The following is a 25,994-nucleotide window of genomic DNA, read 5'->3' on the forward strand; positions in this document are numbered from 1 at the left end:
CTTATCTCTATTGGTTTAAACTTTTCCACATGTGGTTTATCTTCTGTTTCCCCGTGATTAGCTTTGTCTCAAAAAACTGACATTTTGACAAAAAGGTACTGAAAAATAAACCACTACATAATAGGACAATTCCTATGCCAAATATTTTTTTTGTGATCTATGATGCATTTGTTACTTTTGTGTGCAAATATAAAACACACGATGAAAATAATTTTGTTTGATGATAAAAGTTGGGGAACTTTAAGACCCTTGACTTTTACTCGTCCGATTTCTGAATTGAGGGTAGGAATTCTCACGATCCGGGAAAAGTGGGAAAAACGGTTTGGAGATAAGGTTGCATATCTGACCAAAGATTACCTTCAGGAAAAGTTCCCGTTGTCTGTGGAAGACGATAATTTGCTTGTCAATGGTTCGGTTTGTCCGAATGATGAATTGATGCGGGAGATTAAGTCTTTGCAGGCTGGAGAGATGTTATTACAGGGTGATTGTCTGATCGCCGTGCGAATGGGTAGACAGGACGTTGCAACCTTTGATCCGGTGACGATACCCGATTTTATATGTAAAGAATACACGGGAGAGTTTACCCGTGTTGTTTATCCTTATCATTTGTTTTCACGGAATGCCCAAGAGTTGGAGATTGATTTCCGGTTGATTACGGAAGGGCGTGAAAGTGCCCCGCTGAATAGCAGCGTGCAGGTGTACGGGAAGTATCCCGTTTTCGTGGAAGAGGGGGCTGTTGTACGTTGTGCAGTAATTAACACGGAGGGAGGCCCGGTATATATCGGTAAGGATGCCGAGATTATGGAAGGTGTTCTCGTGCGAGGACCATTGGCTATGTGTGAACATTCGGTACTGACGATGGGGGCCAAAGTGTACGGGGCGACAACCTTAGGCCCGTATTGTAAATGTGGGGGAGAGGTGAACAACGTCGTGATGATTGGTTATTCGAATAAGGCTCATGACGGATTCCTCGGGAATTCCGTGTTGGGCGAGTGGTGTAACATTGGTGCCGGGACGAATAATTCCAATCTGAAAAACACTTACGTGGAAGTGAAACTGTGGGATTACGAGACGAAGCATTTTTGTCGGACCGGACTCCAATTCTGCGGTTTGATCATGGGTGACCATGCAAAATTGGGTATTTCTACCATGATTAATACCGGAACGGTGATCGGTGTGGGGACTAATATTTTCGGTTCGGATTTCCCCCGGAATTTTGTTCCTTCCTTCTCATGGGGAGGTGCCAGCGGTTTCACGGAGCATAAAATGAATCAATTCGTTTCCACGGCTGAAGCTGTTATGAAACGCCGGAACAAAACGTTTGATGATGTCGATCGCCGAATTCTCGAACACGTGTTTGCGGATCCTGAACGATAGGGCGTTAGCAGGTTATGAATTGCTTTCTAACCTGCAACTTGTAACCATACAAAAAGAGGAGATTCCAAGAATCTCCTCTTTTTGTATTATATCAGAAGAATTATTTCTTTCTGTTTTCCATGTGGTTCTTGTAACGGTTCATGAACTTGTCAACACGTCCTGCCGTGTCAATCAATTTAATCTTACCGGTATAGAACGGGTGTGAAGAGTTGGAAATTTCCATCTTTACTAATGGATATTCAACTCCGTCGATCTCGATAGTCTCCTTCGTTGCAGCAGTAGACTTGGTGATTGTAGTCGTTCCATTAGACATATCTTTAAACGCTACTAATCTGTAATTTTCAGGATGTATGCCCTTTTTCATTTCGTATATAATTTTAAAATTGTTCCTTAGTTTAACGGGCAGCAAAGATAGTTGATTCATTATAAATCACAAAGAATTTCAGAGACTTTTTTAATTGAGAGAGAGAAAAGTCTGATGAAAAGAGTTGAAATTCACATTCTTCGCGGGGTTCACATAGCTCTTGCCACGTAATCGTTCTTTTTTATAATGGTATTTATATACCACTTTACAATGAAACATAAAGTAAACTTTTCCTAGATAATACACGTTTATCTTCTGTAGCATATTCGGTGTTCTTAGGGATTAAAGACGTATCAAAGACGAATCAAAGACGTTACAAAGACGTTCGGGAACGTCCCAGAGCGTCTCCGTGGCGAAATTGATTGGCGCTTGTCTTGGAAGTTAATCCCTTATCCATTGGATTACGAATGGTAAATATTCCTTCTTGCATGCAGGAGTTAACATCTAAACAAAACGGGGGCGTTTTTATGGTTATTGGTGACAAGGTGATTTATGTTGATAATTTTGTTCGGAATGTTGTATCTTTGTGCGCTCAAAAGAACGAATAAATATGATTAGGGTTGAGAGAGATAAAGTTACGTTCTACCAATTCTTGGGATTGCGGAGTTTTCCGGGATTAAGTCATTTCGTGTCGGGAAGAGAAGGGGGTGTTAGTGTCGGTGGGCAAGCCGCGTTGAATCTGGGATTCATGGATGAAGACCGAGATGATCGGGTATTGACTAACCGGATGTTGTTGGCAGAGGCTGTTGGCTGTAGTGTGGATAATTTTACTTTTGGAGAACAAAAACACACCACTCACGTAGAAGTCGTGACCCGGGCACAGCGCGGTCGGGGAGGACGGGAAAAAGCAACCCGCTTGCCCTCGACGGATGCTTTGATTACCAGGGAAACAGGTGTTTGCCTGATGGTGCTTGCGGCCGATTGTGTTCCTGTTTTGATGTACGATTCCCGAATGCGGGTGATTGCTGCCGTTCATGCCGGATGGCGAGGTACGGTGGGAAGAATTGCCGCGCAGACCGTGGAACGGATGCGGGATGAGTTCGGATGCGATACTCGGGATGTGATTGTCGGAATTGGCCCCTCTATCGGTCCCTGTTGTTTCGAGGTCGGGGAAGAAGTCGTTGAGGCGGCACGCGAAGGCTTGGGGAATTTGGAGGGCTTGGTGGAAACGGGAAAACAACCCGGGAAGTACCAGTTGAATCTCTGGGAGGCGAACCGTCGTCAATTACGGCAAGTGGGAGTGGAAGACGCTCGTATTGAAGTGGCGGGTATTTGTACTGTTTGTCATCATGATCATTTTTATTCCTATCGAGGGGACCGGGGTAACACGGGACGATTCGGGGCGGGAATCATGTTAAATATATAGAGGGAATGTTAGGAGGAATTTTTATTATTATGGCTTTTTATTTACTGGGAGAATGTTGTGCCTGGTTGATAAATGGTTTTGTACCGGGGAGCGTGTTGGGAATGATGTTTTTGTTCTTGGCATTATCCATGCGTTGGGTTAAGCCGGAGAGAGTGCGTCCGGTGGCTCGTTTTCTTTGTGATAACATGGCGTTTTTCTTTCTTCCGGCGGGAGTGGGGATTATCACGTCCATGGATGTGTTGTCTCGTTATTGGGATGTCGTGTTGGTTGTAGGGACGGTAACCACGTTGCTGGTATTGATTGTGGTGGCGGTTTTGCAACAATGGCAGGAGGATCATCGGGCACATGGTAGAACGAATTAATTTGTAGAAAGATGCAGTCGATAGTTTCGTCAGAGATATTTATAATAACATTAGTGGCCGGAGTTTACTTGGCAGCACTCTGGTTGTATCGGAAAACGAGATTGGCGTTATTACATCCCTTGTTGGTATCCATCCCGGCCCTGGTGGCGGTGATGAGCGTGATGGGGATTCCGTATGAATCTTTCCAGCAAGGGAGTCGGATGATTAATTTCCTGTTGGGCCCTTCTGTCGTGGCCTTGGGGTATGTGTTGTGGGAACAGGTGGAATACATGAAGAGCAATGCGGTGTCGATCATGACTTCCATTTTTGTGGGGAGTTTGGTGGGAATCGTAAGCGTGATTTGTATTGCTCGCTGGATGGGGGCAGACCACGTGTTGATAGCGACATTGGAGCCAAAGTCCGTGACGACTCCGATAGCAATGGGGGTAGCCGAGAAGGCGGGTGGTATTCCTGCCATTGCAGCGGTAATAGTTATCGTGGTGGGGATATTCGGGGGAATCGTGGGGCCTTTCGTGTTAAACAAATTGAATATCGATAGTAAGATAGCCCGAGGGTTATCCCTTGGTGCCGCGGCTCACGGGTTGGGTACGGCCAGGGCTATGGAACTGGGTGCGTTGGAAGGGGCCATTAGTGGTTTGGCGATTGGTTTGATGGGGGTGATGACTGCGATACTGGTGCCTGTTGTCGAATGGGTTATGTCATTATTTTAATGTATGTTGCAGAATTTTACAGCTATCGATTTCGAAACGGCTAACCGTTACCCGACAAGTGCTTGCTCGATCGGGATTGTTGTCGTACAGGACGGTGAGATCACGGAAGAGTTCTCGCACCTGATTAAGCCGGAGCCATTCTATTTTAACAAAAAGTTTATCGAGATTCACGGGATTACTCCCACGATGGTGGAAGATGCACCTTCCTTTTATGATTTGTGGAGCGTGATCGGGCGTTATTTTGATGCAGAAGCGTTGGTCGCGCATAACGCGGGGTTTGATATAAGTGTTTTGAAGGCTTGTCTGGAACGGGCGGATTTGTACGTTCGTTTGCCTGAATCTTTTTGTACCTACCGATTGTCCCGGAAGTTGGTGAAAGGTTTACCCAATTATAAATTGAATACGTTGTGTGATCATTTCGGGATAGCGTTAAATCATCATGAGGCATTAAGTGATGCTCGGGGGGCGGCGAAAATTATGATCGAATTGTCAAAGTTGAGTCTTTTTTCATGAGTTTTTCCCTCGTTGATGGCGAGGGAAAAACTTATAATTTACGGATGATTTCTTTGAATATAGCTCCCATACGAGGTTGTGCATGATTACCCACATCTTGTACCTCCGTGTGATTTGTTTTTATGAGTTCCTCGCTGGCCGTGCTGTTCGTGATAACAGACATGCCAAAGCATTCCATATCCATGTGGCGAGCCACGATAACTTCCGGTACGGTAGACATTCCCACGGCATCCCCGCCAATGACCCGAATCCAGTTATATTCTGCCGGGGTCTCGAAGGACGGCCCCTGTAGTCCGGCGTACACACCTTTTTGCAAGGGAATATTTAATTTCTTTCCGGCTTCCTCTGCCAATTGAATTAAACGTTTGCTATATGCCTCGGCCATTCCGGGGAAGCGGGGACCGAGTTCGTCGATATTTTTACCCCGTAGCGGGTGTTCCGGGAATAGGTTGATATGATCCCGAATAATCATCAGGTCTCCAACCAGGTAATTCGTGTTCACGCCTCCGGCCGCGTTGGAAACGAAAAGCGTTTTTACCCCAAGGGCGTGCATCACTCTCACGGGAAAGGTTACTTCTTTCATGGAATATCCCTCGTAATAGTGGAAACGTCCCTGCATGGCAATGACCTTTTTACCTCCGAAGGAACCGATAAGCAATTCACCCCGGTGTCCTTGTACCGTGGAAACGGGGAAATTGGGAATTGCCATATACGGAATGGCGTGTTCGATCTCTATTGATTTCCCTAATTCTCCCAGCCCTGTTCCTAGGATAATACCGATGGTATGCTCTCCTTTCACGAAGGGGGCCAAGTATTTGCTACTTTCTTGTATCTTGTCTAACATAGTCGTATATATTTTTTATGAGTTGGTCTCTTGGGGTTAGGAACTCCGGTTCGATCGGGATGTAGAAAATTTGTTGCCTGATCTCTTCCGGTATATCGCATAACGTGAGGCGAACGGCATCCTTTTCCGTGGTGAAAATACACTTGTCCGGGGTGCTGATCTTTTCGTATTCCTGGAGAATACGTTTTATATCTGTATCGCTGTAATTGTGATGGTCGGGAAAAGCGATGTGATCAATCTGGTTAGTCATCTGTTTTAGATGTTCCAGGTAGGGAGCCGGCTGGGCAATCCCGGTGACACAGAGTATGGCCGTTTTCGGGGTTATCGTTTGATGACTATTCCCGTCGAGCGAACGTATTTCTCCGTATTTCATGGAGGAGAACAAAAGCTGTTGATAGGCTTTTAAATTCAAGTGTTTCAGAATAATCCGTTTCTCTATGGGCGAAATGTTCGTGGGGCATTTGGTCACGATGATATAATTTGCCCTTTCCTTGGCATGAATACTTTCCCGAAGACGTCCCAAGGGCAGTAAATGATCCTCGTATATGGGGCGGTTGTAATCGATTAGCATGATGTTTATATCCGCTTTCACGTAGCGATGTTGAAAACCATCATCCAAGATGATTACTTCCGGTTTTTCCGGAAGTTGCATGAGCTTTTTGATTCCACGTACTCGATCCGCGTCTACAGCTACGATGATTTCTGGAAATTTATTTTTTATCTGCATGGGTTCATCCCCGATGTCGTTTGCCGTAGAGGTTTCCGTGGCCAGAACAAAACCGGACGTCTTCCGTTTATACCCTCGACTGAGACAGGCTACACGGTAATCATTTTTCAACTCGTTGATCAGGGATTCCGTGTGAGGGGTTTTCCCCGTTCCACCCACGGTGATATTTCCCACACAAATAATAGGAATGTCAAATTCATGGATCTTTAGTATACCCAAGTTGAACAAACGGTTCCGAATGCTGACCCCAATGCCGTACAGTACGCTTAAAGGCCATAGAATGAGATTTTTCAACACAATATTTCGCTTTAATTAAACGTGAGATCGTAAGGTATTCTGGCTACCATCCCTTTTATTTTTAACCACTCTTTCTGTTCCCGATAAGTATCATAGAAATCACCCAGTTCTGATTTTAATATGCTGGTCCTGATGCTTTGCGAGAAATTTAGCAGAATATCTTTGAAAGGACTGCGTTCTACCGGTAGTTCGATGAGCTGATAGTAGTCCAGGCCTGCTTTGTTTGCCGCGATGGCAATGGCATCTTCCAGTCCGCCTAACACGTCAACCAATCCGAGTTCCAGAGCGTCCTCTCCTGTCCATACCCGTCCTTGTGCGATTTCGTTTACCGCCTCTTTACTCATGTGGCGTCCCTGGCTTACCCGATCAAGGAAGGTGTCGTATCCCCGGTTGATGTAAGTCTGCATCACGTTGCGTTCGTACTCCGTCAAAGGACGATCACTGATTGGGATAGGTAACGGGTATCCGCCGCCGAAATCACTGTGCTCGTTGGTTTTCACCACGTCAGAAGAGATGCCAAGTTTATCTTTGATTAGCTCTTCTCCACTAAATAGCAGTCCGAATATTCCGATGGATCCCGTAAGGGTTGTCGGGTCGGCCACGATGGTATCTGCTGCACAAGAAATGTAGTATCCACCGGATGCGGCCACGTTACCCATGGAGGCAATGAACGGCTTCGTCTGTGCGGCGAGTTGCACCTCTTTCCAGATAATATCGGAAGTCAGTGCGCTACCCCCCGGGGAGTTTACACGCAACACGATCGCTTTGATATTTTTGTCTTCACGTGCTTTTCGGATGGTTGTGGCCAGTTCCGGTCCGATACTTTCCGGTCCCTGTTGGAATTCAATGTTTCCTTGAGCGTAAATTACGGCGATTTTCTCAGCGGCAAAATTTACGGTTGGGAAAGTGACTTTCGTGTAATCCTCGAAACTTGTTAAGGATAGTTTTTCGTTCTCTGTCAACCCACATGCCTCACGTAGTTTGTCAAGCATGGCATATTCGTAAAGGGCTCCGTCAAAAAATCCTTCTTTCACAAATTCTTCTACCGGGTAGATTTTGAAATCATCGGTGATTTGATTGATTTTTTCTACCGGGATATTTCTGCTGGCGGAAATACCTTTCACGATGTTACCCCAAAGAGAACCTAAATAAGTCTGCACCTGTTCCCGGTTGGCCTCACTCATGTGTGTTTCAATGTAGGGTTCCACGGCTGCTTTGAATTTGCCGACACGAATGACCTCCGGTTGTACACCGATTTTTTTCAAAAGGTCTTTATAGAAGGATATATTTGCGCTCATTCCGGTTAACAGTAACGGGGTTTCGGGGTTAACGAAAACGCTGTCAGCAACTGTAGCCAAATAATAGCTTTTCTGAGAATATCCCAAGTTGGTATAACTGTAAATGAATTTGCCGCTTTGCTTGAATCTCAATAAGGCATTACGGATCTCGTCGATCGTGGCAAGAGCCCCGAAGTTAGAGTTGATTTCGGTCAGGTCCAAGTAAATCCCCCTGATGCGGGAATCCTTGCTGGCATTGTCAATGTATTCAAGTATTTTATTTAGCCCGATTTGTTTTTCGGAACTCATGGTCGTCAAGTTAAAATTTTGTAATGGGTTCTCCGATGCTCTATCCGGGATTGCTGTCTTCAGCGATAGTTTCAGTATCGTGTTGTCCTTGATTTCGATTGATGGACTGGAGAAACTAGCTATGGCCCCGACGAGTCCGATGAACACGAAAAACAGGATAACGTGTACGATAATAATACCAACAATGGTTGCTAACAAGTATTTCAGAAAGCTTTTCATATGTGTTGTTTTAAATTATTAATATTCCCGGGTAAAATTTCGATATACAAAATATGAATTATATTGTAAATCTTGTTTACAAATGTATGGATATAATTTCGGTCATACAAAATTTTATTTGATTTTGTAGATTTACGACGTTACAAACTTTACAAACTTATTTTGTTGACATTTGTTTTTTTAATAGTTTTACGTGCAGAATCCGGTTGCGTTTCGAGAGGAGAATAAACTTTGCGTTTCGTGACTAAAAATGTTTGTAGCGAAAACTGTAACTCTTTAATTATACGACATGAGCAAATTTGAAGTTATTGGTGGGAGACGATTGAAAGGTGAATTGATTCCCCAGGGAGCAAAGAATGAAGCATTACAGGTGATCTGTGCTTGTTTGCTGACGAGGGAAGAGGTGATTATCTGTAATATCCCGGAGATATTGGATGTAATGAAATTGATTGATCTGCTTCGGGGAATGGGAGTGAAGGTGGAGAGACTTCAAAAAGGAGAGTTTTCTTTCCGGGCGAACGAGATCAATTTTGATTACCTGGAAACAGAGGATTTTTACAGTAAAGCGGCTAGTTTGCGCGGATCGATCATGATTTTAGGCCCGTTGTTAGCCATGCACGGTTGCGGTTTGGTGCCCAAACCGGGAGGGGATAAAATCGGACGGCGTCGGTTGGATACCCATTTCCTCGGTTTCGAGAAATTGGGAGCCACGTTCGAGTATGATGCTATTTCAGGATGTTACAAGGCTTCTGCCCAGAAATTGCGGGGGACTTACATGTTACTCGATGAGGCATCCGTGACCGGAACGGCGAATATCATCATGGCAGCCGTGTTGGCAGAAGGGGTAACCACGATCTATAATGCCGCTTGTGAGCCTTACGTGCAACAATTGTGCCGGATGTTGAATGCCATGGGGGCCCGAATTTCGGGAATTGCCTCCAATTTGTTGACGATTGAGGGGGTTGAAAGTCTTGGCGGTTGCCAGCATCGTTGTCTGCCCGACATGATCGAGGTAGGCAGTTATATCGGACTTGCTGCATTGACTCGCTCGGAGATCACGATCAAAAATGTCGCTATTCCCCAGTTAGGTATTATTCCGGATGCATTCCGCAAGTTGGGGATCCGGATTGAGGAGCGTGGAGATGATTTGTATATTCCTCGCCAGGAGCACTACATGATAGAGGATTTTATTGACGGTTCCATCCTGACGGTTGCCGATGCTCCGTGGCCGGGCTTGACTCCTGACTTGTTGAGTGTATTCCTTGTTGTGGCAACTCAAGCGAAAGGGAGCGTGCTCATTCACCAGAAAATGTTCGAGAGCCGCTTGTTCTTCGTGGATAAATTAATTGATATGGGAGCGAAGATTATTCTTTGTGATCCGCATCGGGCCACGGTTATCGGGCAAAATCATGAATCCCAGTTACGAGCCACCAAGATGACTTCTCCGGATATACGTGCCGGAATCGCCTTGTTGATTGCAGCGTTGTCAGCCCAGGGGACAAGTGTCATTGATAACATCGACCAAATTGACCGCGGTTACGAGCATATTGATGAAAAATTGAATGCCATCGGTGCGGAGATCAGACGGATTGATTGAGGAATGATTTTTCTATGATCTCTGCTTTTAGCGTGTCCGTGCATTCAGAGAGAAGAGTGGTCATGTTTTTGTGAATGACCGGATGAATGAAATCCGGCATGATTTCGTTTAAAGGTGCGAGTACAAAATTTCGTTGTGCAAGTCTGGGATGAGGAACCGTCAGACGAGGAGTATTGATGACCCGGGAATCACAGAATAGAATATCTATATCCATGGTTCGGGAGCAGAATTGCGTGCCGGTACGAACCCGTCCCAGTTTTTGTTCCGTGGCTTGACATTTATCCAACACCTCTTCCGGGAGTAAATCGGTTTCGTAAGTAACAATTTGATTGTAAAAAGAGTCAGATGATTCGAATCCCCACGGGGCGGTTTCGTAAAGGGAAGAACAATGTTGGATCTTCCCTATGCTTGACATTTCCGTTATCGCTTCACGGATCAAGGCTTTTCGATCTCCTTGATTTCCCCCGAAGATTAAAGTGACAAACATCCGAAGTAATTTTAGGTTTAATGATTTTAGATTGAAAAAGCATTCAATTTAAAATCTACGATTAGTTGTGTTTTTTGTAAAATTGCTTCTTGTTGTTTTTCTGTTGCTTGTTGTTATTCATGGGTTTATTGTTTTTCTTTTGCAACAAGTCTTTCGAGTGAGAAAGGATCATGCCTTCCGGCATTTCGATATTGCCACCGTATAATGTATTGATGTCGTTGTAAATCTGATCGTCTTCCACGGAGTCTTTATTCCACGTAAGGAATGATTTTTTCATGTGGTTAGCGGTCAACACCGTGAGTACTCTTTTGATTTCGGGGTCTTCTGTTTCTTTGATTTTTTCAATCAGTTTCTCGGTAAGAAGACCATAGTGCTTGTACTTGATATGGTGATTGTTATATGGTAACCTTTCCGGTTTTTCTTCCAGAATATCTTTTTCCGGGAGAGGATAAGGAGAATCGATATCCAGCGTGAAGTTTGACATGATCATCAAGTGATCCCACAATTTGTGGCGGAAATCCGGAACATCCCGAAGGTGTGGGTAAAGATTTCCCATCACGCTGATTACCGTTTTGGCTGCACGGGTACGCTCATCTCTGTCTGTTATTGTTGCCAGGTGGTCAACCATCATTTGAATATTCCTACCGTATTCGGGAAGAATAAGTTTTTTTCTTTGGCTATTATAGTCCATTACCGGATAATTTTGGTCTTAATTTTTTTTATTTTATGGGAAAACGCCGGAAAATCACATTAAAATGCCGGAATAATCAATCCCTTGAATCTATTAGAAATTAGAATATGCTGCAAATATAATATTTTTTGTTTATAAGTCGTTAATTTGTATGTCCTTGCACGTAAAGTTTTGCAAACTTTAACAATAAAACCTTTTGACCGTGCTTGGGGAACATCACTTTTGCCTTTTTATTGACTCCCAGGCCATCTATGGAAATTACTTTCCCCGGGCCGAAATTGGGATGGAAGATTACCATACCGGGAATAATCTGATCCCCGTTGATAGGAACCAGTTTCGAGGTGTCAATGTCCGGCACTTCAACCTTGGGTTGAAGGGTGATATTCGGACGAGCCACTTTCCCTTGTATACCGGGCCCGTTTAACGAGCGCCCCATGGAGGGACGGGCCGGGGTAAAAAATCCGTCCAGGTAGTGTGGGTCAATTTCCGCGATAAACCGGGAAGGCTGCGGGTAGACTACATTACCATTTTTATACCGGGAAGTGGCATAGGTCATGATCACTCTTTTTTCGGCACGGGTCAGTGCCACGTAAAACAACCTTCTCTCTTCCTCCAAGGCGGAAGGGGTATAGACACTTTGTTGGGCGGGGAAAAGTTCTTCTTCCATGCCCACGATAAAGACATTTTCAAACTCTAGTCCTTTCGCGGAGTGAATGGTCATCAAGGTTACTTTATTATTGTCCTCCGGTTTTTCGCTATCTTGATCGGTCAACAAGGCAACACCTTCCAAGAACGCGGGAAGCTTGTCATCCCGTCCTTCTTTGTAAGCGGTTTCACAGAAATCTTTGACGGCATTCAACAACTCATCTATATTTTCCCGACGGGACACTCCTTCCGGTGTGTCATCGGAAGAAAGGTCTTCTTTAATTCCGGAAGCTTGGGCTATCCGACAGGTCGTTTCGTAGGCGTTATCCTCCTTGGCTATCTCGGTGAATCCCTCGATCAATTGCCTGAAACGAGTTAGCTTGGCAGCCGTCGTGGCGGAAACCATACCGGGAACTTTGTTCAAGTTGCAAAGTAGAGTCCAGATGCTCACGTTATAATGTTGAGCCACTTCTTTTAACTTGTCGATCGTGGTATCCCCGATGCCCCGCCGCGGGTAGTTGATGATTCGTTTTAAAGCCTCCTCGTCGTTCTGGTTAATGGTCAGGCGTAAGTAGGCAATCAAATCTTTGATCTCCTTGCGTTGGTAGAAGGAAAGGCCCCCGTACACCTTGTAAGGTATATTTCTTTTACGTAAAGATTCCTCCATGATACGCGATTGGGCATTTGTCCGGTACAAAATGGCGAAGTGGTTGAAATCCGCTTGTTCGTTTTGGGAGATGCGGAATATTTCTTGTGCCACTTGAAAACCCTCTTCTTTATCGGACAGGGCTTTCATTACCCGGATTTTATCCCCTTCTTCGTTTTGAGAGAACGTTTTTTTAGGAATCTGTTCCTTGTTCCGGCTAATGATACTATTGGCCGCGTCAACAATGGTGGTCGTGGAGCGATAGTTTTGTTCCAGCTTGCACAATTTGTAGCCTGGGTAATCATTCCGGAAGTTCAAGATATTCTCGATGCGGGCTCCTCGGAACGAATAGATACTTTGTGCGTCATCTCCCACCACGCAGATGTTTTTATGTTGTTCTGCCAGTTTTTTGATGATGAGGTATTGCGAATAGTTCGTATCCTGGTACTCGTCCACGAGTATATAGTCAAATTTATTCTGGTACTTCTCCAGTATTTCCGGGAAATCACGGAAGAGAATATTCGTTTGTAATAGAAGGTCGTCGAAATCCATGACGTCGCTTTGCTTGCAACGGGCTTGGTAATACTTGTATATTTCCGAGATCTTGGGCTTCTTGGCCGCTTGATCTGCAGACGTGATCTTTGCCGATTGGGCGTATGCCTGTGCCACGATAAGATTGTTTTTGGCCATGGAGATACGTCCCAACACGTCGTTAGGTTTATATACCTTGTCGTCCAGTTTCAAATCCTTGACGATCGACTTGATTAAGTTTTTAGAATCCTGTGAATCGTATATCGTGAAGTTGGACGTGTAACCGAGGTTTTCGGCCTCGACCCGCAGAATCTTGGAGAAAATGGAGTGGAAAGTTCCCATCCATAAATTGGCGGCATTGCTTTGTCCCACGAGAGTGGCAATACGTTTCTGCATTTCCCGTGCGGCTTTGTTGGTAAACGTTAGGGCTAGAATACGGTAAGCGGGTACTCCTTTGCTTAATAAGTTCGCGATACGATATGTCAATACCCTTGTTTTACCCGATCCTGCTCCGGCAATCACAAGCGTGGGCCCATCCGTGTTCATGACGGCCTCTCGTTGGTTCTCGTTCAATTCGTTAATAAAATCCACGATAAATAAATTCAGAAAAACATTTAACCTTGTGTCCGCAAAAATACAAATAATATGGCAGAACTACTTCATTTGGGATGTATGTTTTATCTCGTTCAGAAAGTTGATGCTGTGGCACGCGACAATTCCGGCGGTTTCTGTTCGCAGGCGACTTTCACCGAGAGTGACAGGTATGAAGTTGTTTTCTTGGGCTAGCCGGATCTCATTTCCCGAAAAGTCTCCTTCCGGGCCGATGAGAATCGTGATCTCTTGGCCGGGTTGATATATCTCTTGAAGTGATTTTTTATTCCCCTCGTCACAATGGGCGATACATTTCAGCGGGGACGGATTGTTTTTCACGAAATGGGAAAACTCCGTCAACGGGTTGAGTTTCGGCAAGTAGGCTTTTAAGGATTGTTTCATGGCAGAAATAATGACTTTCTCCAAGCGATCCTCCTTGATTACCTTGCGTTCCGAATGGGCGCAGAGTAGGGGGGTAATTTCGTCAATTCCGATTTCCGTGCATTTTTCCAGGAACCATTCGATTCGCTCGATGTTTTTGGTCGGGGCAATGGCTATGTGAATATGGAAATCCCGTTTCCCGTATCCCTCTGTCTTCTCGATACAGCGAACTTCACAACGTTTCGGCTGAGCCTGAATGATTTCACACCGATAGAATCCCCCTTTCCCGTCGATAAGAAAAATTTCGTCTCCCACTTCGAGGCGAAGCACTTTGACACAATGTTTGGATTCCTCTTCCGGTAAAGCGTATAGGTTTTCTGTAATATCCGGTGTATAAAATAAATGCATAGAATGTGGTTAAATTTTGAAACAAAAGTATGAAAATAGACGAGAACTTCCAAAATGATTCTCTTATCCATGCGTATGTGTGATACTACTCAGGTCTAACCCAAATAAGGTAGTAAATAAACCCAAATAATACCACATACTCAGAGATCATTCAGTGTTTACTCGAAGCTGAACCATTCCGTAACGTTTGAGCAACGTTTGAACAACGGCTGAGCAACGGCTGAGTGGGATTATTTCCCTAGGATTTCAGTAGGATTTCCTCTGGTTTTGTTATAAATTACTTCTGATGATTACCGTGAACTCACGTTAAAACCGTGATCCCATCTAATACAAAAGCACCATTTTAACTTGGATGAAGTTAAATGGTGCTTTTGATATAAATGATTAACTTTCAGAATGTTGATAATTGTAATATGTGGAATTTTATTCTTCCTCTTCTTGCTCTTGATAAGCTTTCAACAACTCTTCTTGAACTTCTGCCGGTACTTTTTCATATCCGGAGAAATTCATGGTGAAGGAAGCTCGTCCTCCCGTGATGGAGCTCAATGCCGTGGAGTAGCGTTGCATTTCCTTCAACGGCACTTTAGCCATCAATTTTTGGAATCCGGTATCGGCTTCCATACCCATGATGATTGCTCTACGGGTTTGCAGGTCACCCATGACATCTCCCATGTATTCATCCGGGACGAGGACTTCCACGTCGTAAATCGGTTCCAAAATCTTCGGTGATGCCTGTTTGAACGCCGTGCTGAAAGCGTGACGTCCGGCAAGTTTGAACGAGATTTCGTTTGAATCCACGGGGTGCATTTTCCCGTCGTACACACTGACACGTATGTCTCGTGCGTATGATCCGGTAAGCGGTCCTTCTTCCATCTTTTCCATGATTCCTTTCAAGATGGCGGGCATGAAACGTGCGTCGATCACTCCACCCACGATACAGTTGTAGAATACCAGCTTGCCGCCCCACGGGAGGTCAATAACTTCTTTGTCTTTTACCGATATTTTACTATCCACACCGTTGATCTTGTACATGGTCGGGTCGGGCATTCCTTCTGTGTAAGGTTCAATCACGAGATGAACCTCGCCGAATTGTCCGGCTCCACCCGATTGTTTCTTGTGGCGATAGTCTGCGTAGGCATATTTCGTGATGGTTTCACGGTACGGGATACGTGGCGGGTAGAATTCGATTTCCAGTTTATCATTATGCTCGATACGCCATTTCATGGTGTTCAAGTGGAACTCGCCCTGTCCGGAGATAATCATTTGTTTCAATTCCTTGGAATACTCCACGAGGAATGTCGGGTCTTCCTGGTGAATCCGTTGCAGGATTTCCGCCAGTTTTTCTTCGTCGCCCGTGTTCACGGCTTTGACAGCTGTTCTGAAACGAGGATTCGGATATTGGATCTTGCCGAATTTGTAATGAACGTCTTTTTCGTTCAACGTATCGCCGTTGTTCGTATTTTTCAATTTCACGGTTGCCCCGATGTCTCCGGCCATCATTTCGGTTACTTTCGTCCGGTTCTTCCCGGCCACGGCATACAGTGTCGAGATGCGTTCTTTTGCATCATTGGTGGCATTGTACAAGTCATCCCCTTCATGAATGGTCCCGGATGCTACTTTGAAATAGATCACTTCACCCAAATGGGGTTCAACCGTCGTGTTGAACATATATAAGGAGGTCGGGCCTTTCTCGTCGTACGGGACTTCATCCCCGTCTTCCGTGATGGAAGGTGGCATGGAGCTGGCACTGGGAGCCACGTTGATCACGAACTCCATGAAACGGCGCACGCACATATCTTTTTCTGCCGACACGCAGAAAACGGGGAACATATCCCGTGCGATAAGTCCTTTGCGGATTCCGGCACGCATTTCATCCTCCGTGAGGCTGCCCTTGTCAAAGAATAGTTCCATCAATCCTTCGTCGTTTTCGGCTGCCGCTTCGATCAGCGCGTTGTGTAATTCGTTCGCTTTTTCTTCTTCTTCCTTGGGAATGGGGAGTACGTCGGGTTTGCCACCTTCCGGTTTCCACTGGTACATTTCCATTTTCAGGACGTCGATCACGCGGTTAAAGCCGATTCCCGGGTTCACCGGGTATTGAACGAGCACGACTTTCGAGCCGAAAGCGGCCTTGGCTTGTTCCACCGTGTGGTCAAAGTTTGCTTTCTCGTGATCAACCTGATTTATAACGAAAATGAGCGGTTTGTTTAGTCTTTTGGCATGACGGCTGATGATTTCGGTTCCGACCTCAATACCTCTGACGGCGTTAATGACCATTACTCCGGTATCAACAACGTTCAGCGCAGAGATAACTCCTCCGACGAAATCGTCTGCTCCCGGCGTGTCAATGAAATTGAGCTTGTGCTCCTTCCATTCCGTGTATAATACGGCCGGGAACACGGATGATCCGTATTCCTGTTCTACCGGACGGTAGTCGGATGACGTGTTTTTTGCACTAATGCTACCTCTGCGCGGGATGACCCCGCCCTCATACATCATGGCTTCCGCTAGCGTGGTTTTACCGGATCCGGCACTACCCACGAGCGCGATGTTTTTAATTTCGTTAGGTTTATAGGTTTTCATTATAATACGGTTTAGATTAATATTGTAAACGTATTAACTCTTCGAATGATTCGAGGGTTACAAATTAGTGAAGATTTTCTAAAAAAACAATAGAGAATGTCATTCTTGATAAAAATAAATGCAGAAAGTGCGTGTTAGTATTTTTTATGTACCAGGCTCTAGGGCGATGGCGCATTTTTTGTATATCTTTGGAAAAACTTTAATTGATGATTTGAATATGATAGGATTACCTTTAATTTGGATTATATTTATCGGGTTTACCTTGTTGAGCTGGTTGGTGAGCAGCCAGTTGCAATCTCGTTTTAAAAAGTATTCGAAAATCCCCACGGCCAACGGGATGACCGGGCGTGACGTGGTAGAAAAAATGTTGCGGGACAATGGCGTGCAGGGGGTGAAGATCGGTAGCGTGGAAGGACAATTGACGGATCACTATAATCCCGCGAACAAGACGATTAATTTAAGTCATGAAGTATATTACGGTGCCAATGTGGCAGCCGCCGCTGTTGCCGCCCATGAATGCGGTCATGCTTTGCAGCACGCGCAAGCATATAGTATGTTGCAATTACGTTCGGCTTTGGTACCGGTGGTGAGCTTTGCTTCGCATTGGGTGCAATGGATCTTGTTGGCCGGAATTCTTTTGGTTGACACGTTCCCCAATTTGTTGTTGATCGGTATCGCTCTTTTTGGGATGACAACGTTGTTTAGTATTATTACTTTACCCGTGGAGATTGATGCCAGTCATCGGGCTTTGGCTTGGTTGCGTAATTCCGGTATCACGACTTACGAATCGCAAGAGAGTGCTAAGGATGCGCTGAAATGGGCTGCCTATACTTATGTAATTGCCGCACTTTCTTCTCTGGCGACCTTGTTATATTATATCATGATTTATTTAGGAAGAAGAGATTAGCGAGGTGTTTCTCGGGCTAAGGCACCATGGGAGCGCTTGTACATTATAAACACGGCATGGACATACTTCAGTGTCCATGCCGTGTTTATAATGTACAAGTGCCGTGTCTATCCTAGCGTAAGGATAGACCATTTATAGAAATGCCTCTTTGATCTTTTCGATATAATCCAGTTTCTCCCACGTGAAAAGTTCTACTTCTTTTTCTACTGTCGGCCAATAATTTGAAGTGAAAACTTTTTTCACGATTCTGGGAGTACGTCCCATGTGGCCGTAGCTTGCCGTTTCCTGGTAAATCGGGTTACGGAGTTTCAAGCGTTCCTCGATGGCTTTGGGACGCAGGTCAAAGATAGAGGTGATTTTTTCGGCAATGGCAGCATCGCTCAAGTTCACCTTGGCAGTTCCGTAAGTGTTCACGAACACACCGACGGGGCGTGCAATACCGATAGCGTACGAAATCTGTATCAATATTTCATCGGCAATTCCAGCTGCTACCATGTTTTTGGCAATGTGACGAGCGGCGTAAGCGGCCGAACGGTCCACTTTGGATGGATCTTTCCCGGAGAAAGCACCTCCCCCGTGTGCGCCTTTTCCCCCGTAGGTGTCAACGATGATTTTTCTTCCGGTAAGCCCCGTGTCCCCGTGAGGACCGCCGATCACGAATTTCCCGGTAGGGTTTACGTGAAGAATCAGGTTCTCGTCGAAGAGAGCTTGCACTCGTTCCGGTAATTGCCGTTTTACTCTCGGCAGCAAGATGTTGATGATGTCCCAACGGATTTGATCCACCATTTGAGCGTCGGCTTCCAGTTGTGCTTCCGGGGTGGGAGTCGTGGCTTTGACAAACTCGTCGTGTTGAGTGGAGATCACGATGGTGTGAATCCGTGCGGGTTTATTGTCTTCCCCGTATTCGATGGTCACCTGCGATTTGGAGTCCGGACGCAGGTAGGTCATCTCTTGACCCTCTTTGCGGATTTGTGCCAGTTCGTACAATAATACATGTGATAGTTCGAGAGATAGCGGCATATAGTTGTCCGTCTCGTTACAAGCGTAACCGAACATCATGCCCTGGTCTCCGGCTCCCTGTTCCATGGGGTCTTCCCGAACGACACCGCGATTGATGTCAGGGGATTGTTCGTGAATGGCGCTCAGCACGCCACAACTGTTCCCGTCAAACATGTATTCGCTTTTCGTGTAGCCGATGCGGTTAATCACTTCCCGGGCAATTTGTTGCACGTCGACATACGTTTTGGTTTTGATTTCCCCGGCAATAATGGTTTGTCCGGTTGTCACCAAAGTCTCGCAAGCTACTTTGGCATCCGGGTCAAAGGCAATGATTTTGTCAAGTACGGCATCGGAAATCTGGTCTGCCACTTTGTCGGGGTGACCTTCCGATACAGATTCAGATGTAAATAAATATCCCATAATTCATTTTAGATTTAAAGATTTTAGATTTAAAGATTTCGGATGTTTATCCCGGGAAATCGTAAATCATAAATCGTAAATTAAACTATAGGAAAGTACATGGATGGTTGAATTCAGAATTAATATGCATTTTAGCGCTTTTTTTCCGTGGTTGCAATCAGCCAAATCTTTCCACTTTTTCGAGGGGCAAAGATAGATTTTTATTGGATAGGAATAAAACTTTCTTTTGTAAAATGAGTTTTTTTGTTATTAAAGAATGTAATTGTTGAATGCGATCATGCTGTCGGGAGGCAACATGCTTGCAGGGAGCGCGTGTCGGGAATCTGTATGTCGCTTTTTTTCTTGAATTTGGAATCGAATAAAAAATATTTTTCATTTTTAATATGACTTACGTAAATATTTTAGAAAGTATTTGTATATTTGTGGGACGATAAACACGATTTTTTTGAAAACGGAGAGCTATGAATGACTCGAATACCATAAATAAAGGTTCACTACCGGGATTGAAGGAGAAACGATACTTGCAGAAGAAGGCAATTATCGGGTTCCTTTACCGGATGGGAGAGTTGTCCAAGCCTGAAATTTGTCGTTTGACAAACGTGACCACGCCCACAGTTAGTCGCATGATTGAAGAGTTGATGGACGAGGGATGGGTGATTGACCGGGGATGTGGGAATTCAATCGGGGGCAAACGTCCTCACGTGTTTTCGTTGAATCCGGATGCCGCTTATATATTAGGTGTGGATATTGGTCGGGAATACCTGCGGGTGGCTATTTTTAATTTGAAGAATGAACCGATCGAGGGTATTTTGGAGTATCCTTCGATACTGGAAGAGCAGGATGATGAGGCGACGCTTCGTTATGTGAGGGAAAAGATTGACGAGACGATCGGGCGATTGAACATTGATCGGGCAAAGATCAAGATGGCAGGTTTCGCTCTTCCGGGATTGATTGACCGGGAGGGGACTTCGTATACTTATTTAACGTATGAACAACCGGGGATAAAGAGTATTTTGGAGGAGATGCTGCAAATTCCGGTATTTATAGATAACGATTCTAACGTGATGGCTATGGCAGAACACACGTTCGGGGTTGCCAAGAACGTGGACAATGTTTTGTGTATTAGCGTGAACGAGTGTATCGGTTTGGGGATGATCCTGAACTCAAAATTGTATCGTGGGGGGATTGGCATGGCGGGAGAGTTCGGGCATATTCGTATTTCAGGACTGGAGGCTCCGTGTCATTGTGGAAAGATCGGTTGCTTGGAAACCGTGTCTTCGGGACGGGCGATCGAGAATGTGGCGGGCAAACCGTTGCGAGAGATTATCGAGGCCGCCCGGAAGGATGATATTTCGGCTATCGACCTGTTGCATCGTGCGGGAGAGAAGTTGGGAGAGGGGATTGCCACGATGATACATTTGTTTAACCCGGATATGGTGGTGATCGGAGGGGAGATTGTGCAAGCGGGTGACTTGATGCTGGTTCCGGTTCAACAAGCGATAAACAAGTACGCTTTGGCTCGTATGCGGGGACATTGTGAGTTGAAAATGAGTAATTTGGGCGTTTATTCGGCGATATTGGGTACGTTGATGATGGTCATGGAACATTTGTACGATGACACGGAATGCGAGTACTCGCTTTATTAACAGAGGAAAATTAAAGATTAAGATATGGTGATTACTAAAAACTACATCGCTAAGGGCGAGGGAGCTAACAGGTTCGAGAAGATTCCTGTTCAGATTTATGAAACAGCGGACGAGGCTGTGAAGGCCGTTGCCCGCGAGATTGTGGATTTGGTACAAATGAAAGCGGCTAGCAGTGAAAAGTGTGTTTTGGGTTTGGCTACCGGGGTTTCTCCGATTAAATTGTATCAAGAGTTAGTGAGAATGCACCGGGAAGAAGGAGTTTCTTTCCGTAACGTGGTTACCTTCAATTTGGACGAGTATCTGCCGATGCCGAAAGAGTCGGAGCAGAGCTACCATTATTTCATGCACCACCATTTGTTTGATCATATCGATATTGATCCGAAGAATATTCATATCCCGGACGGAACGTTGAAAGGGGATGAAATAGATAAATTCTGTCGGAATTACGAGAAGGAGATCGAGGCTGCCGGGGGAATCGACTTGCAGATATTGGGTATTGGACGTACGGGGCATATCGGTTTTAACGAGCCGGGTTCTTTTATCACGTCTCAGACTCGGAAGGTGTTTTTGAATGACTTGACGATAAAAGACGCGATAAAGGATTTTGGTAGTCGGGATCTGGTACCCACGAAAGCCATTACGATGGGCGTCGGGACGATCATGCAGGCCCGGAGAGTGATTTTGATGGCGTGGGGAGAGAAGAAAGCCCCGATTATCAAGGCTACCGTGGAAGGACGAGTGTCTGATTCGGTTCCGGCAACATTCTTGCAAATGCATTCTAACGTGCAGTTTGTTATTGATGAAAGTGCGGCCAGTGAATTGACCCGGGCGGATTACCCGTGGTTGGTGAGCAAGGTGGATTGGGATGATAAGTTGATTCGTAAGGCGGTGATCCGCTTGTGCCAGAAGTTGAAAAAGCCCATTCTGAAAGTGGAGGATAAAGATTATCAAGATAACGGATTGAGCGATTTGATCGAGAAGTTCGGTTCTGCAAACAAGGTGAATATTGCCGTGTTTAATGATATGCAGCACACCATTTCCGGGTGGCCGGGAGGGAAGCCTAACTCGGATGATTCAACCCGTCCGGAGAGAGCGAATCCTTACCCGAAACGGGTGTTGATTTTCAGCCCGCATCCGGATGATGACGTGATCTCGATGGGAGGTACGGAGGCCCGTTTGGTGGAACAGGGACATGAGGTCCACGCGGTTTACCAGACGTCCGGGAATATTGCCGTGTTTGATGATTACCTGTACGAGATGATGGATATTGCCGACTTGTTTTCCCTTAACATGGGGCATCCTGACGAGGGGTACAAACAAGTAAAGGAGGCTATCTGGAAGCAGAAATCGGAGGGAGGCAATTCCCGGGAGATATTGAAGTATAAAACGGCCTTGCGGGAAGCAGAGGCTTTGGCTGCTTGTCGGTTTATGGGCATTCCCTCGGAGAGAGTACATTTTTTGAATTTACCTTTCTATGAAACGGGTTCCGTCAAGAAGAACCCGTTAGGAAAAGAAGATATTGATATTATCGTGAATTTGTTGCGGGAGGTGAAGCCTCACCAGATTTATGCTGCCGGAGATTTGGCCGACCCGCACGGAACGCATAGCGTCTGTCTGGATGCGATTATGCAGGCTTTTGACGTCGTGTGTGAGGATGATTGGTTCAAGGATTGTTACGTGTGGTTGTACCGCGGTGCTTGGTTGGAATGGGAGGTTGAAAAAGTGGATATGGCCGTACCGGTAAGCCCGTCGGAGTTGTCCATCAAGCGGCAAGCGATTTATCGACACGGTTCACAGAATAACGGACCGGCTTACCCGGGGGATGATCCTCGCGAGTTCTGGCAGCGGGCCGAAGACCGTAACCGCAACACGGCCGACTTGTACAACAAGTTGGGAATGGCGGAGTACGAGGCGATGGAGGTCTTCGTGCGTTACAAGCATAGGAAATAAATGTTGTGTTTTATATTTTTTTTTGCTGGAGCGGGGTCTGTTTTTAGACCCCGTTTCTTTTTGGTATGTGCTTGTAATACGGTAATTTTGTTTTATCTTTGTGTTATTGTAACGAGTATTACAGTATTTAAAATTACAATAAATCGAGAACCATGAAATTTTATGACCGGGAAAAAGAAATTGCACAGTTGCGACAATGGGAAGAGTTGTCTCTCGAGTATGCCCAAATGACAGTTGTTGTAGGAAGGAGACGAATAGGAAAGACAACTTTGATTAAGAAGGCCATGGAAGGCAGAATGACGCTCTATTTTTTCGTGGCAAAGAAAAATGAGACGTTGCTTTGCGAGGAATTTGTGGAATTGATTCGTGTCGTGTTAAACGTGAAGATAGTAGGGCAACTTACTGATTTTAAAAGTATTTTTGAGTATCTCATGCAGTTATCGACAGAGCGGCATTTTACATTGATTATCGATGAATTTCAAGAATTTTTTAATATTAATTCGTCCGTGTATAGCGATATGCAAAATATTTGGGATGAATACAAGGAGAAAAGTAAATTGAATCTGATTGTTTGTGGTTCTGTTTATTCATTGATGAAACGTATTTTTGAGAATGCACGAGAACCTTTATTCCAAAGGGCTAATCATCGAATTGTGTTACGACCGTTCAATGTAGAGATTATCAAAAATATATTATCAGATCACTATAAAGAGTATTCAAATGATGATTTACTGGCATTTTATATGATTACGGGAGGAGTTGCCCGCTATATTGAATTGATGATTGAGGCTAGAGCTTTTACAAAGGAGGCACTTCTTGACATGGTATTTTCTGAAAATTCTTATTTTCTGGATGAAGGGAGAAATGTGTTGATCGAGGAGTTTGGAAAAGATTATACAACTTATTTTTCGATATTGTCTTTGTTGGCTTCTTCTAAAACATCGAGGCCGGAGATCGAAGGAGAGTTAGGAATGTCTGTCGGACCTCAAATAAAGAATCTGGAGACTGATTTTAACTTGATAAAACGAGTAATTCCTATATTTGCCAAACCTCAAACCCGACAGATCAAGTACTATATCGATGATAATTTTTTAAATTTCTGGTTTCGTTTTATATATAAATATCGAAGTGTGATTGAGATTGGAAATTTTGATTATTTGAAAGATATTATCAGAAGGGATTATACTGTCTATGTGGGGCGTGTTTTGGAGAAATATTTCAGAGAAAAATTGATTTTATCGAAACGTTACTCGGCCATTGGTTCATACTGGGAAAATGGTAATCAAAATGAAATAGATATTGTCGCTTTGAATGAAATGGAAAAACAAATGTTTATCGGAGAGGTTAAATATAATCGTAAGTCTCTGAATATGCGTGTACTTGAGGAGAAAGCCATTAATATAAAGGCAAGTCACCCCAAGTATCATATCGAATTTGTCGGTTTATCCTTGGAAGATATGTAATTTACCCGTTTTTACGTTCGATCTCCCGGAGGTTTTCCATTTTCTTTTTCCGTAAGAAACCTTGGATGTCTTCCAGGTGTTCCTTTACTTTCTTGTTACCGAATTCGTAGACCTTGTGGACGAGTCCGGTGAGGAAGTCACGGTCGTGGGACACGACGATCAAGGTGCCATCGAATTCCTTCAAGGCATTTTTCAGGATGTCCTTGGTGCGGAGGTCGAGGTGGTTGGTCGGCTCGTCGAGAATCAACAGGTTCACGGGAGAGAGCAGCAACTTGATCATGGCCAAGCGGGTGCGTTCTCCACCGGACAGGACTTTCACCTTTTTGTCGATGTCGTCGCCACTGAACATGAATGCTCCCAGCATATCCTTGATTTTGTGTTTCAGTTCCAGCGGGGTCACGTCGTCGATGGTCTGGAAAACGGTAAGGCTTTCATCCATGAGAGAGGCCTGGTTTTGGGCGAAATAGCCAATCTTCACGTTATATCCTAATGTCAGTTTTCCGGTATAAGGGATTTCTCCCATGATGCATTTTACCAGCGTGGATTTTCCCTCCCCGTTACGACCGACGAAAGCGACTTTTTCCCCTTTCTCGATGGTGAAGTGGGCATCTTGGAACACGATGTGACCGTCATAGTCTTTCGTGAGTTCTTCCGCGATCACCGGGTATTTACCGGAGTTCGGGGCGGGCGGGAATTTCAGTCTCAAGGCGGAAGTGTCTTCCTCGTCAACTTCCAATATCTCCAATTTTTCCAGCATCCTGACCCGGGATTGCACTTGTAGCGTTTTAGAGTAGGTACCTTTGAAGCGTTCGATAAATTCTTTGGTTTCTGCAATCATTTTTTGTTGTTCATCGTATGCCTTTTGTTGTTGAATACGACGGTCTTGGCGTAACACGAGATATTGCGAGTAATTTACTTTGTAATCGTAGATACGTCCCATGGTAACCTCGATGGTGCGGGTGGTGATGTTATCCACGAAGGCCCGGTCGTGGGAAATCACGACAACGGCTTTCCCGTTATTCACGAGAAAGTCTTCCAACCATTGAATCGAGTCGATGTCAAGGTGGTTGGTCGGCTCGTCGAGTAATAGCACGTCGGGGTTTTTAAGTAACATTTTTGCCAGTTCGATACGCATACGCCATCCTCCACTGAAATCGGATGTCGGGCGGTTGAAATCTTCCCGTTGAAACCCGAGTCCTAACAGGACCTTTTCCACATCCGCCTCGTAGTGGGTGGAATCAATGCTATAAAATTTCTCACTGAGGGCAGACACGTCTTCAATAAGCTTGTAGTACTCAGGCGAATCGTAGTCCGTTCTTTCGGTGAGTTGTTGGTTCAATCGTTCAATCTCTTTCTCCATCTCGAAAAGGTGGGCAAATGCCTGTGCCGTTTCATCGAAAACGGTTCTTTCGTTGTGGGTCATTAAATGTTGTGGTAGATAGGCTATCACCGTGTCTTTCGGGCAAGAAACATTACCTCGATTGGGTTGTCTTTCGCCCGCGAGTACTTTCAACAGCGTGGACTTTCCCGCCCCGTTTTTACCCATGAGTGCGATGCGGTCTTTGTCGTTAATCACGAATGAAATGTCTTTAAAAAGTGTTCTGTCTCCGAATTCTACTGTTAGTCCGTCTACTGAAATCATATTTAATTGAAAATTGAAAGTTGAAAATTGAAAATGAATTTGCAT

Annotated in this window: 21 protein-coding genes; 10 read left to right on the plus strand and 11 right to left on the minus strand. The window is 44.9% G+C overall.

The genetic code is table 11. The annotated features are described in order from the left end of the window. Positions 1–201 precede the first annotated feature (201 nt). A complete protein-coding gene (locus tag D8S85_RS17750; protein ID WP_106481645.1) occupies positions 202–1,377 on the plus strand; it encodes a GlmU family protein in 1,176 nt (391 codons plus the stop codon). 100 nt (positions 1,378–1,477) lie between these two features. On the opposite strand, the gene D8S85_RS17755 is transcribed toward D8S85_RS17750, so the two are convergent. Further along, the gene (locus D8S85_RS17755; RefSeq protein WP_027201758.1) at positions 1,478–1,741 is read right to left on the minus strand and encodes a type B 50S ribosomal protein L31; all 264 of its coding nucleotides are present in this window, start codon (positions 1,739–1,741) and stop codon (positions 1,478–1,480) included. Between the two features lie 550 nt (positions 1,742–2,291). Between D8S85_RS17755 and pgeF the strand changes: the two genes are divergently transcribed. Genes pgeF through D8S85_RS17775 form a run of 4 tightly spaced genes read left to right on the plus strand, consistent with a single transcriptional unit; the run spans position 2,292 to position 4,692 of the window. After that, positions 2,292–3,107 (plus strand): peptidoglycan editing factor PgeF, encoded by an 816-nt coding sequence (gene pgeF, locus D8S85_RS17760; protein ID WP_106481646.1) that lies wholly within the window; start codon positions 2,292–2,294, stop codon positions 3,105–3,107. A gap of 5 nt (positions 3,108–3,112) precedes the next feature. After that, positions 3,113–3,469, plus strand: coding sequence for a CidA/LrgA family protein (locus tag D8S85_RS17765; protein WP_106481647.1), 357 nt, complete (start codon positions 3,113–3,115; stop codon positions 3,467–3,469). An 11-nt stretch (positions 3,470–3,480) separates the two neighbouring features. Then, complete coding sequence (locus D8S85_RS17770) at positions 3,481–4,179, plus strand: LrgB family protein (RefSeq protein WP_106481648.1); 699 nt, start codon at positions 3,481–3,483, stop codon at positions 4,177–4,179. A gap of 3 nt (positions 4,180–4,182) precedes the next feature. Next, positions 4,183–4,692 (plus strand): 3'-5' exonuclease, encoded by a 510-nt coding sequence (locus tag D8S85_RS17775; RefSeq protein ID WP_106481649.1) that lies wholly within the window; start codon positions 4,183–4,185, stop codon positions 4,690–4,692. Between the two features lie 31 nt (positions 4,693–4,723). Here the strand turns inward: D8S85_RS17775 and D8S85_RS17780 are convergent, their stop codons facing one another. The 3 genes from D8S85_RS17780 to sppA are packed head-to-tail and all read right to left on the minus strand — an operon-like array spanning position 4,724 to position 8,365. Beyond that, complete coding sequence (locus D8S85_RS17780) at positions 4,724–5,536, minus strand: purine-nucleoside phosphorylase (protein ID WP_106481650.1); 813 nt, start codon at positions 5,534–5,536, stop codon at positions 4,724–4,726. Continuing rightward, positions 5,511–6,563: a tetraacyldisaccharide 4'-kinase gene (gene lpxK / locus D8S85_RS17785; protein WP_106481651.1), complete on the minus strand. Its 1,053-nt coding sequence runs from the start codon at positions 6,561–6,563 to the stop codon at positions 5,511–5,513. Before lpxK ends, D8S85_RS17780 begins: the two co-directional genes overlap by 26 nt. A gap of 8 nt (positions 6,564–6,571) precedes the next feature. Then, positions 6,572–8,365: a signal peptide peptidase SppA gene (gene sppA / locus D8S85_RS17790; protein ID WP_127075459.1), complete on the minus strand. Its 1,794-nt coding sequence runs from the start codon at positions 8,363–8,365 to the stop codon at positions 6,572–6,574. Positions 8,366–8,654: 289 nt separating this feature from the next. Here sppA and murA point away from each other — a divergent pair, with 289 nt between their 5' ends. Next, positions 8,655–9,962 carry a UDP-N-acetylglucosamine 1-carboxyvinyltransferase gene (gene murA, locus D8S85_RS17795; RefSeq protein WP_106481653.1) on the plus strand — a complete coding sequence of 436 codons (1,308 nt, stop codon included), beginning with the start codon at positions 8,655–8,657 and terminating at the stop codon, positions 9,960–9,962. Here murA and folK read toward each other — a convergent pair. The 5 genes from folK to D8S85_RS17820 form a co-directional block, all read right to left on the minus strand. Beyond that, positions 9,946–10,449: a 2-amino-4-hydroxy-6-hydroxymethyldihydropteridine diphosphokinase gene (gene folK, locus D8S85_RS17800; protein WP_106481654.1), complete on the minus strand. Its 504-nt coding sequence runs from the start codon at positions 10,447–10,449 to the stop codon at positions 9,946–9,948. The two genes, murA and folK, sit on opposite strands and share 17 nt — an antisense overlap. A gap of 61 nt (positions 10,450–10,510) precedes the next feature. Next, a complete protein-coding gene (locus tag D8S85_RS17805) occupies positions 10,511–11,140 on the minus strand; it encodes a DUF4290 domain-containing protein (RefSeq protein WP_106481655.1) in 630 nt (209 codons plus the stop codon). A gap of 142 nt (positions 11,141–11,282) precedes the next feature. Further along, the gene (locus tag D8S85_RS17810; protein WP_181951163.1) at positions 11,283–13,553 is read right to left on the minus strand and encodes an ATP-dependent helicase; all 2,271 of its coding nucleotides are present in this window, start codon (positions 13,551–13,553) and stop codon (positions 11,283–11,285) included. Positions 13,554–13,616: 63 nt separating this feature from the next. Next, the gene (locus D8S85_RS17815) at positions 13,617–14,342 is read right to left on the minus strand and encodes a 16S rRNA (uracil(1498)-N(3))-methyltransferase (protein ID WP_106481657.1); all 726 of its coding nucleotides are present in this window, start codon (positions 14,340–14,342) and stop codon (positions 13,617–13,619) included. 423 nt (positions 14,343–14,765) lie between these two features. Beyond that, entirely contained in the window at positions 14,766–16,922 is a 2,157-nt protein-coding gene (locus tag D8S85_RS17820) for an elongation factor G (RefSeq protein WP_106481658.1), read from the minus strand. 217 nt (positions 16,923–17,139) lie between these two features. Between D8S85_RS17820 and D8S85_RS17825 the strand changes: the two genes are divergently transcribed. Next, positions 17,140–17,829 (plus strand): zinc metallopeptidase, encoded by a 690-nt coding sequence (locus D8S85_RS17825; RefSeq protein ID WP_106625157.1) that lies wholly within the window; start codon positions 17,140–17,142, stop codon positions 17,827–17,829. Between the two features lie 132 nt (positions 17,830–17,961). Here D8S85_RS17825 and metK read toward each other — a convergent pair whose 3' ends face one another. Next, positions 17,962–19,248 carry a methionine adenosyltransferase gene (metK, locus tag D8S85_RS17830; protein ID WP_106481659.1) on the minus strand — a complete coding sequence of 429 codons (1,287 nt, stop codon included), beginning with the start codon at positions 19,246–19,248 and terminating at the stop codon, positions 17,962–17,964. Between the two features lie 461 nt (positions 19,249–19,709). On the opposite strand from metK, the gene D8S85_RS17835 reads away from it, so the two are divergent. The 3 genes from D8S85_RS17835 to D8S85_RS17845 all read left to right on the plus strand — a co-directional run bounded on the left by D8S85_RS17835 (position 19,710) and on the right by D8S85_RS17845 (position 24,307). Continuing rightward, complete coding sequence (locus D8S85_RS17835; protein WP_106481660.1) at positions 19,710–20,894, plus strand: ROK family transcriptional regulator; 1,185 nt, start codon at positions 19,710–19,712, stop codon at positions 20,892–20,894. Between the two features lie 24 nt (positions 20,895–20,918). Further along, positions 20,919–22,844: a glucosamine-6-phosphate deaminase gene (gene nagB / locus D8S85_RS17840; protein ID WP_106481661.1), complete on the plus strand. Its 1,926-nt coding sequence runs from the start codon at positions 20,919–20,921 to the stop codon at positions 22,842–22,844. Positions 22,845–22,996: 152 nt separating this feature from the next. Next, complete coding sequence (locus D8S85_RS17845; protein ID WP_106481662.1) at positions 22,997–24,307, plus strand: ATP-binding protein; 1,311 nt, start codon at positions 22,997–22,999, stop codon at positions 24,305–24,307. A gap of 1 nt (position 24,308) precedes the next feature. Here the strand turns inward: D8S85_RS17845 and D8S85_RS17850 are convergent, their stop codons facing one another. Then, the gene (locus D8S85_RS17850) at positions 24,309–25,949 is read right to left on the minus strand and encodes an ABC-F family ATP-binding cassette domain-containing protein (protein ID WP_106625158.1); all 1,641 of its coding nucleotides are present in this window, start codon (positions 25,947–25,949) and stop codon (positions 24,309–24,311) included. Between the last annotated feature and the right edge of the window lie 45 nt (positions 25,950–25,994).

This window comes from Butyricimonas faecalis (genome assembly GCF_003991565.1).
GTDB lineage: Bacteria > Bacteroidota > Bacteroidia > Bacteroidales > Marinifilaceae > Butyricimonas > Butyricimonas faecalis.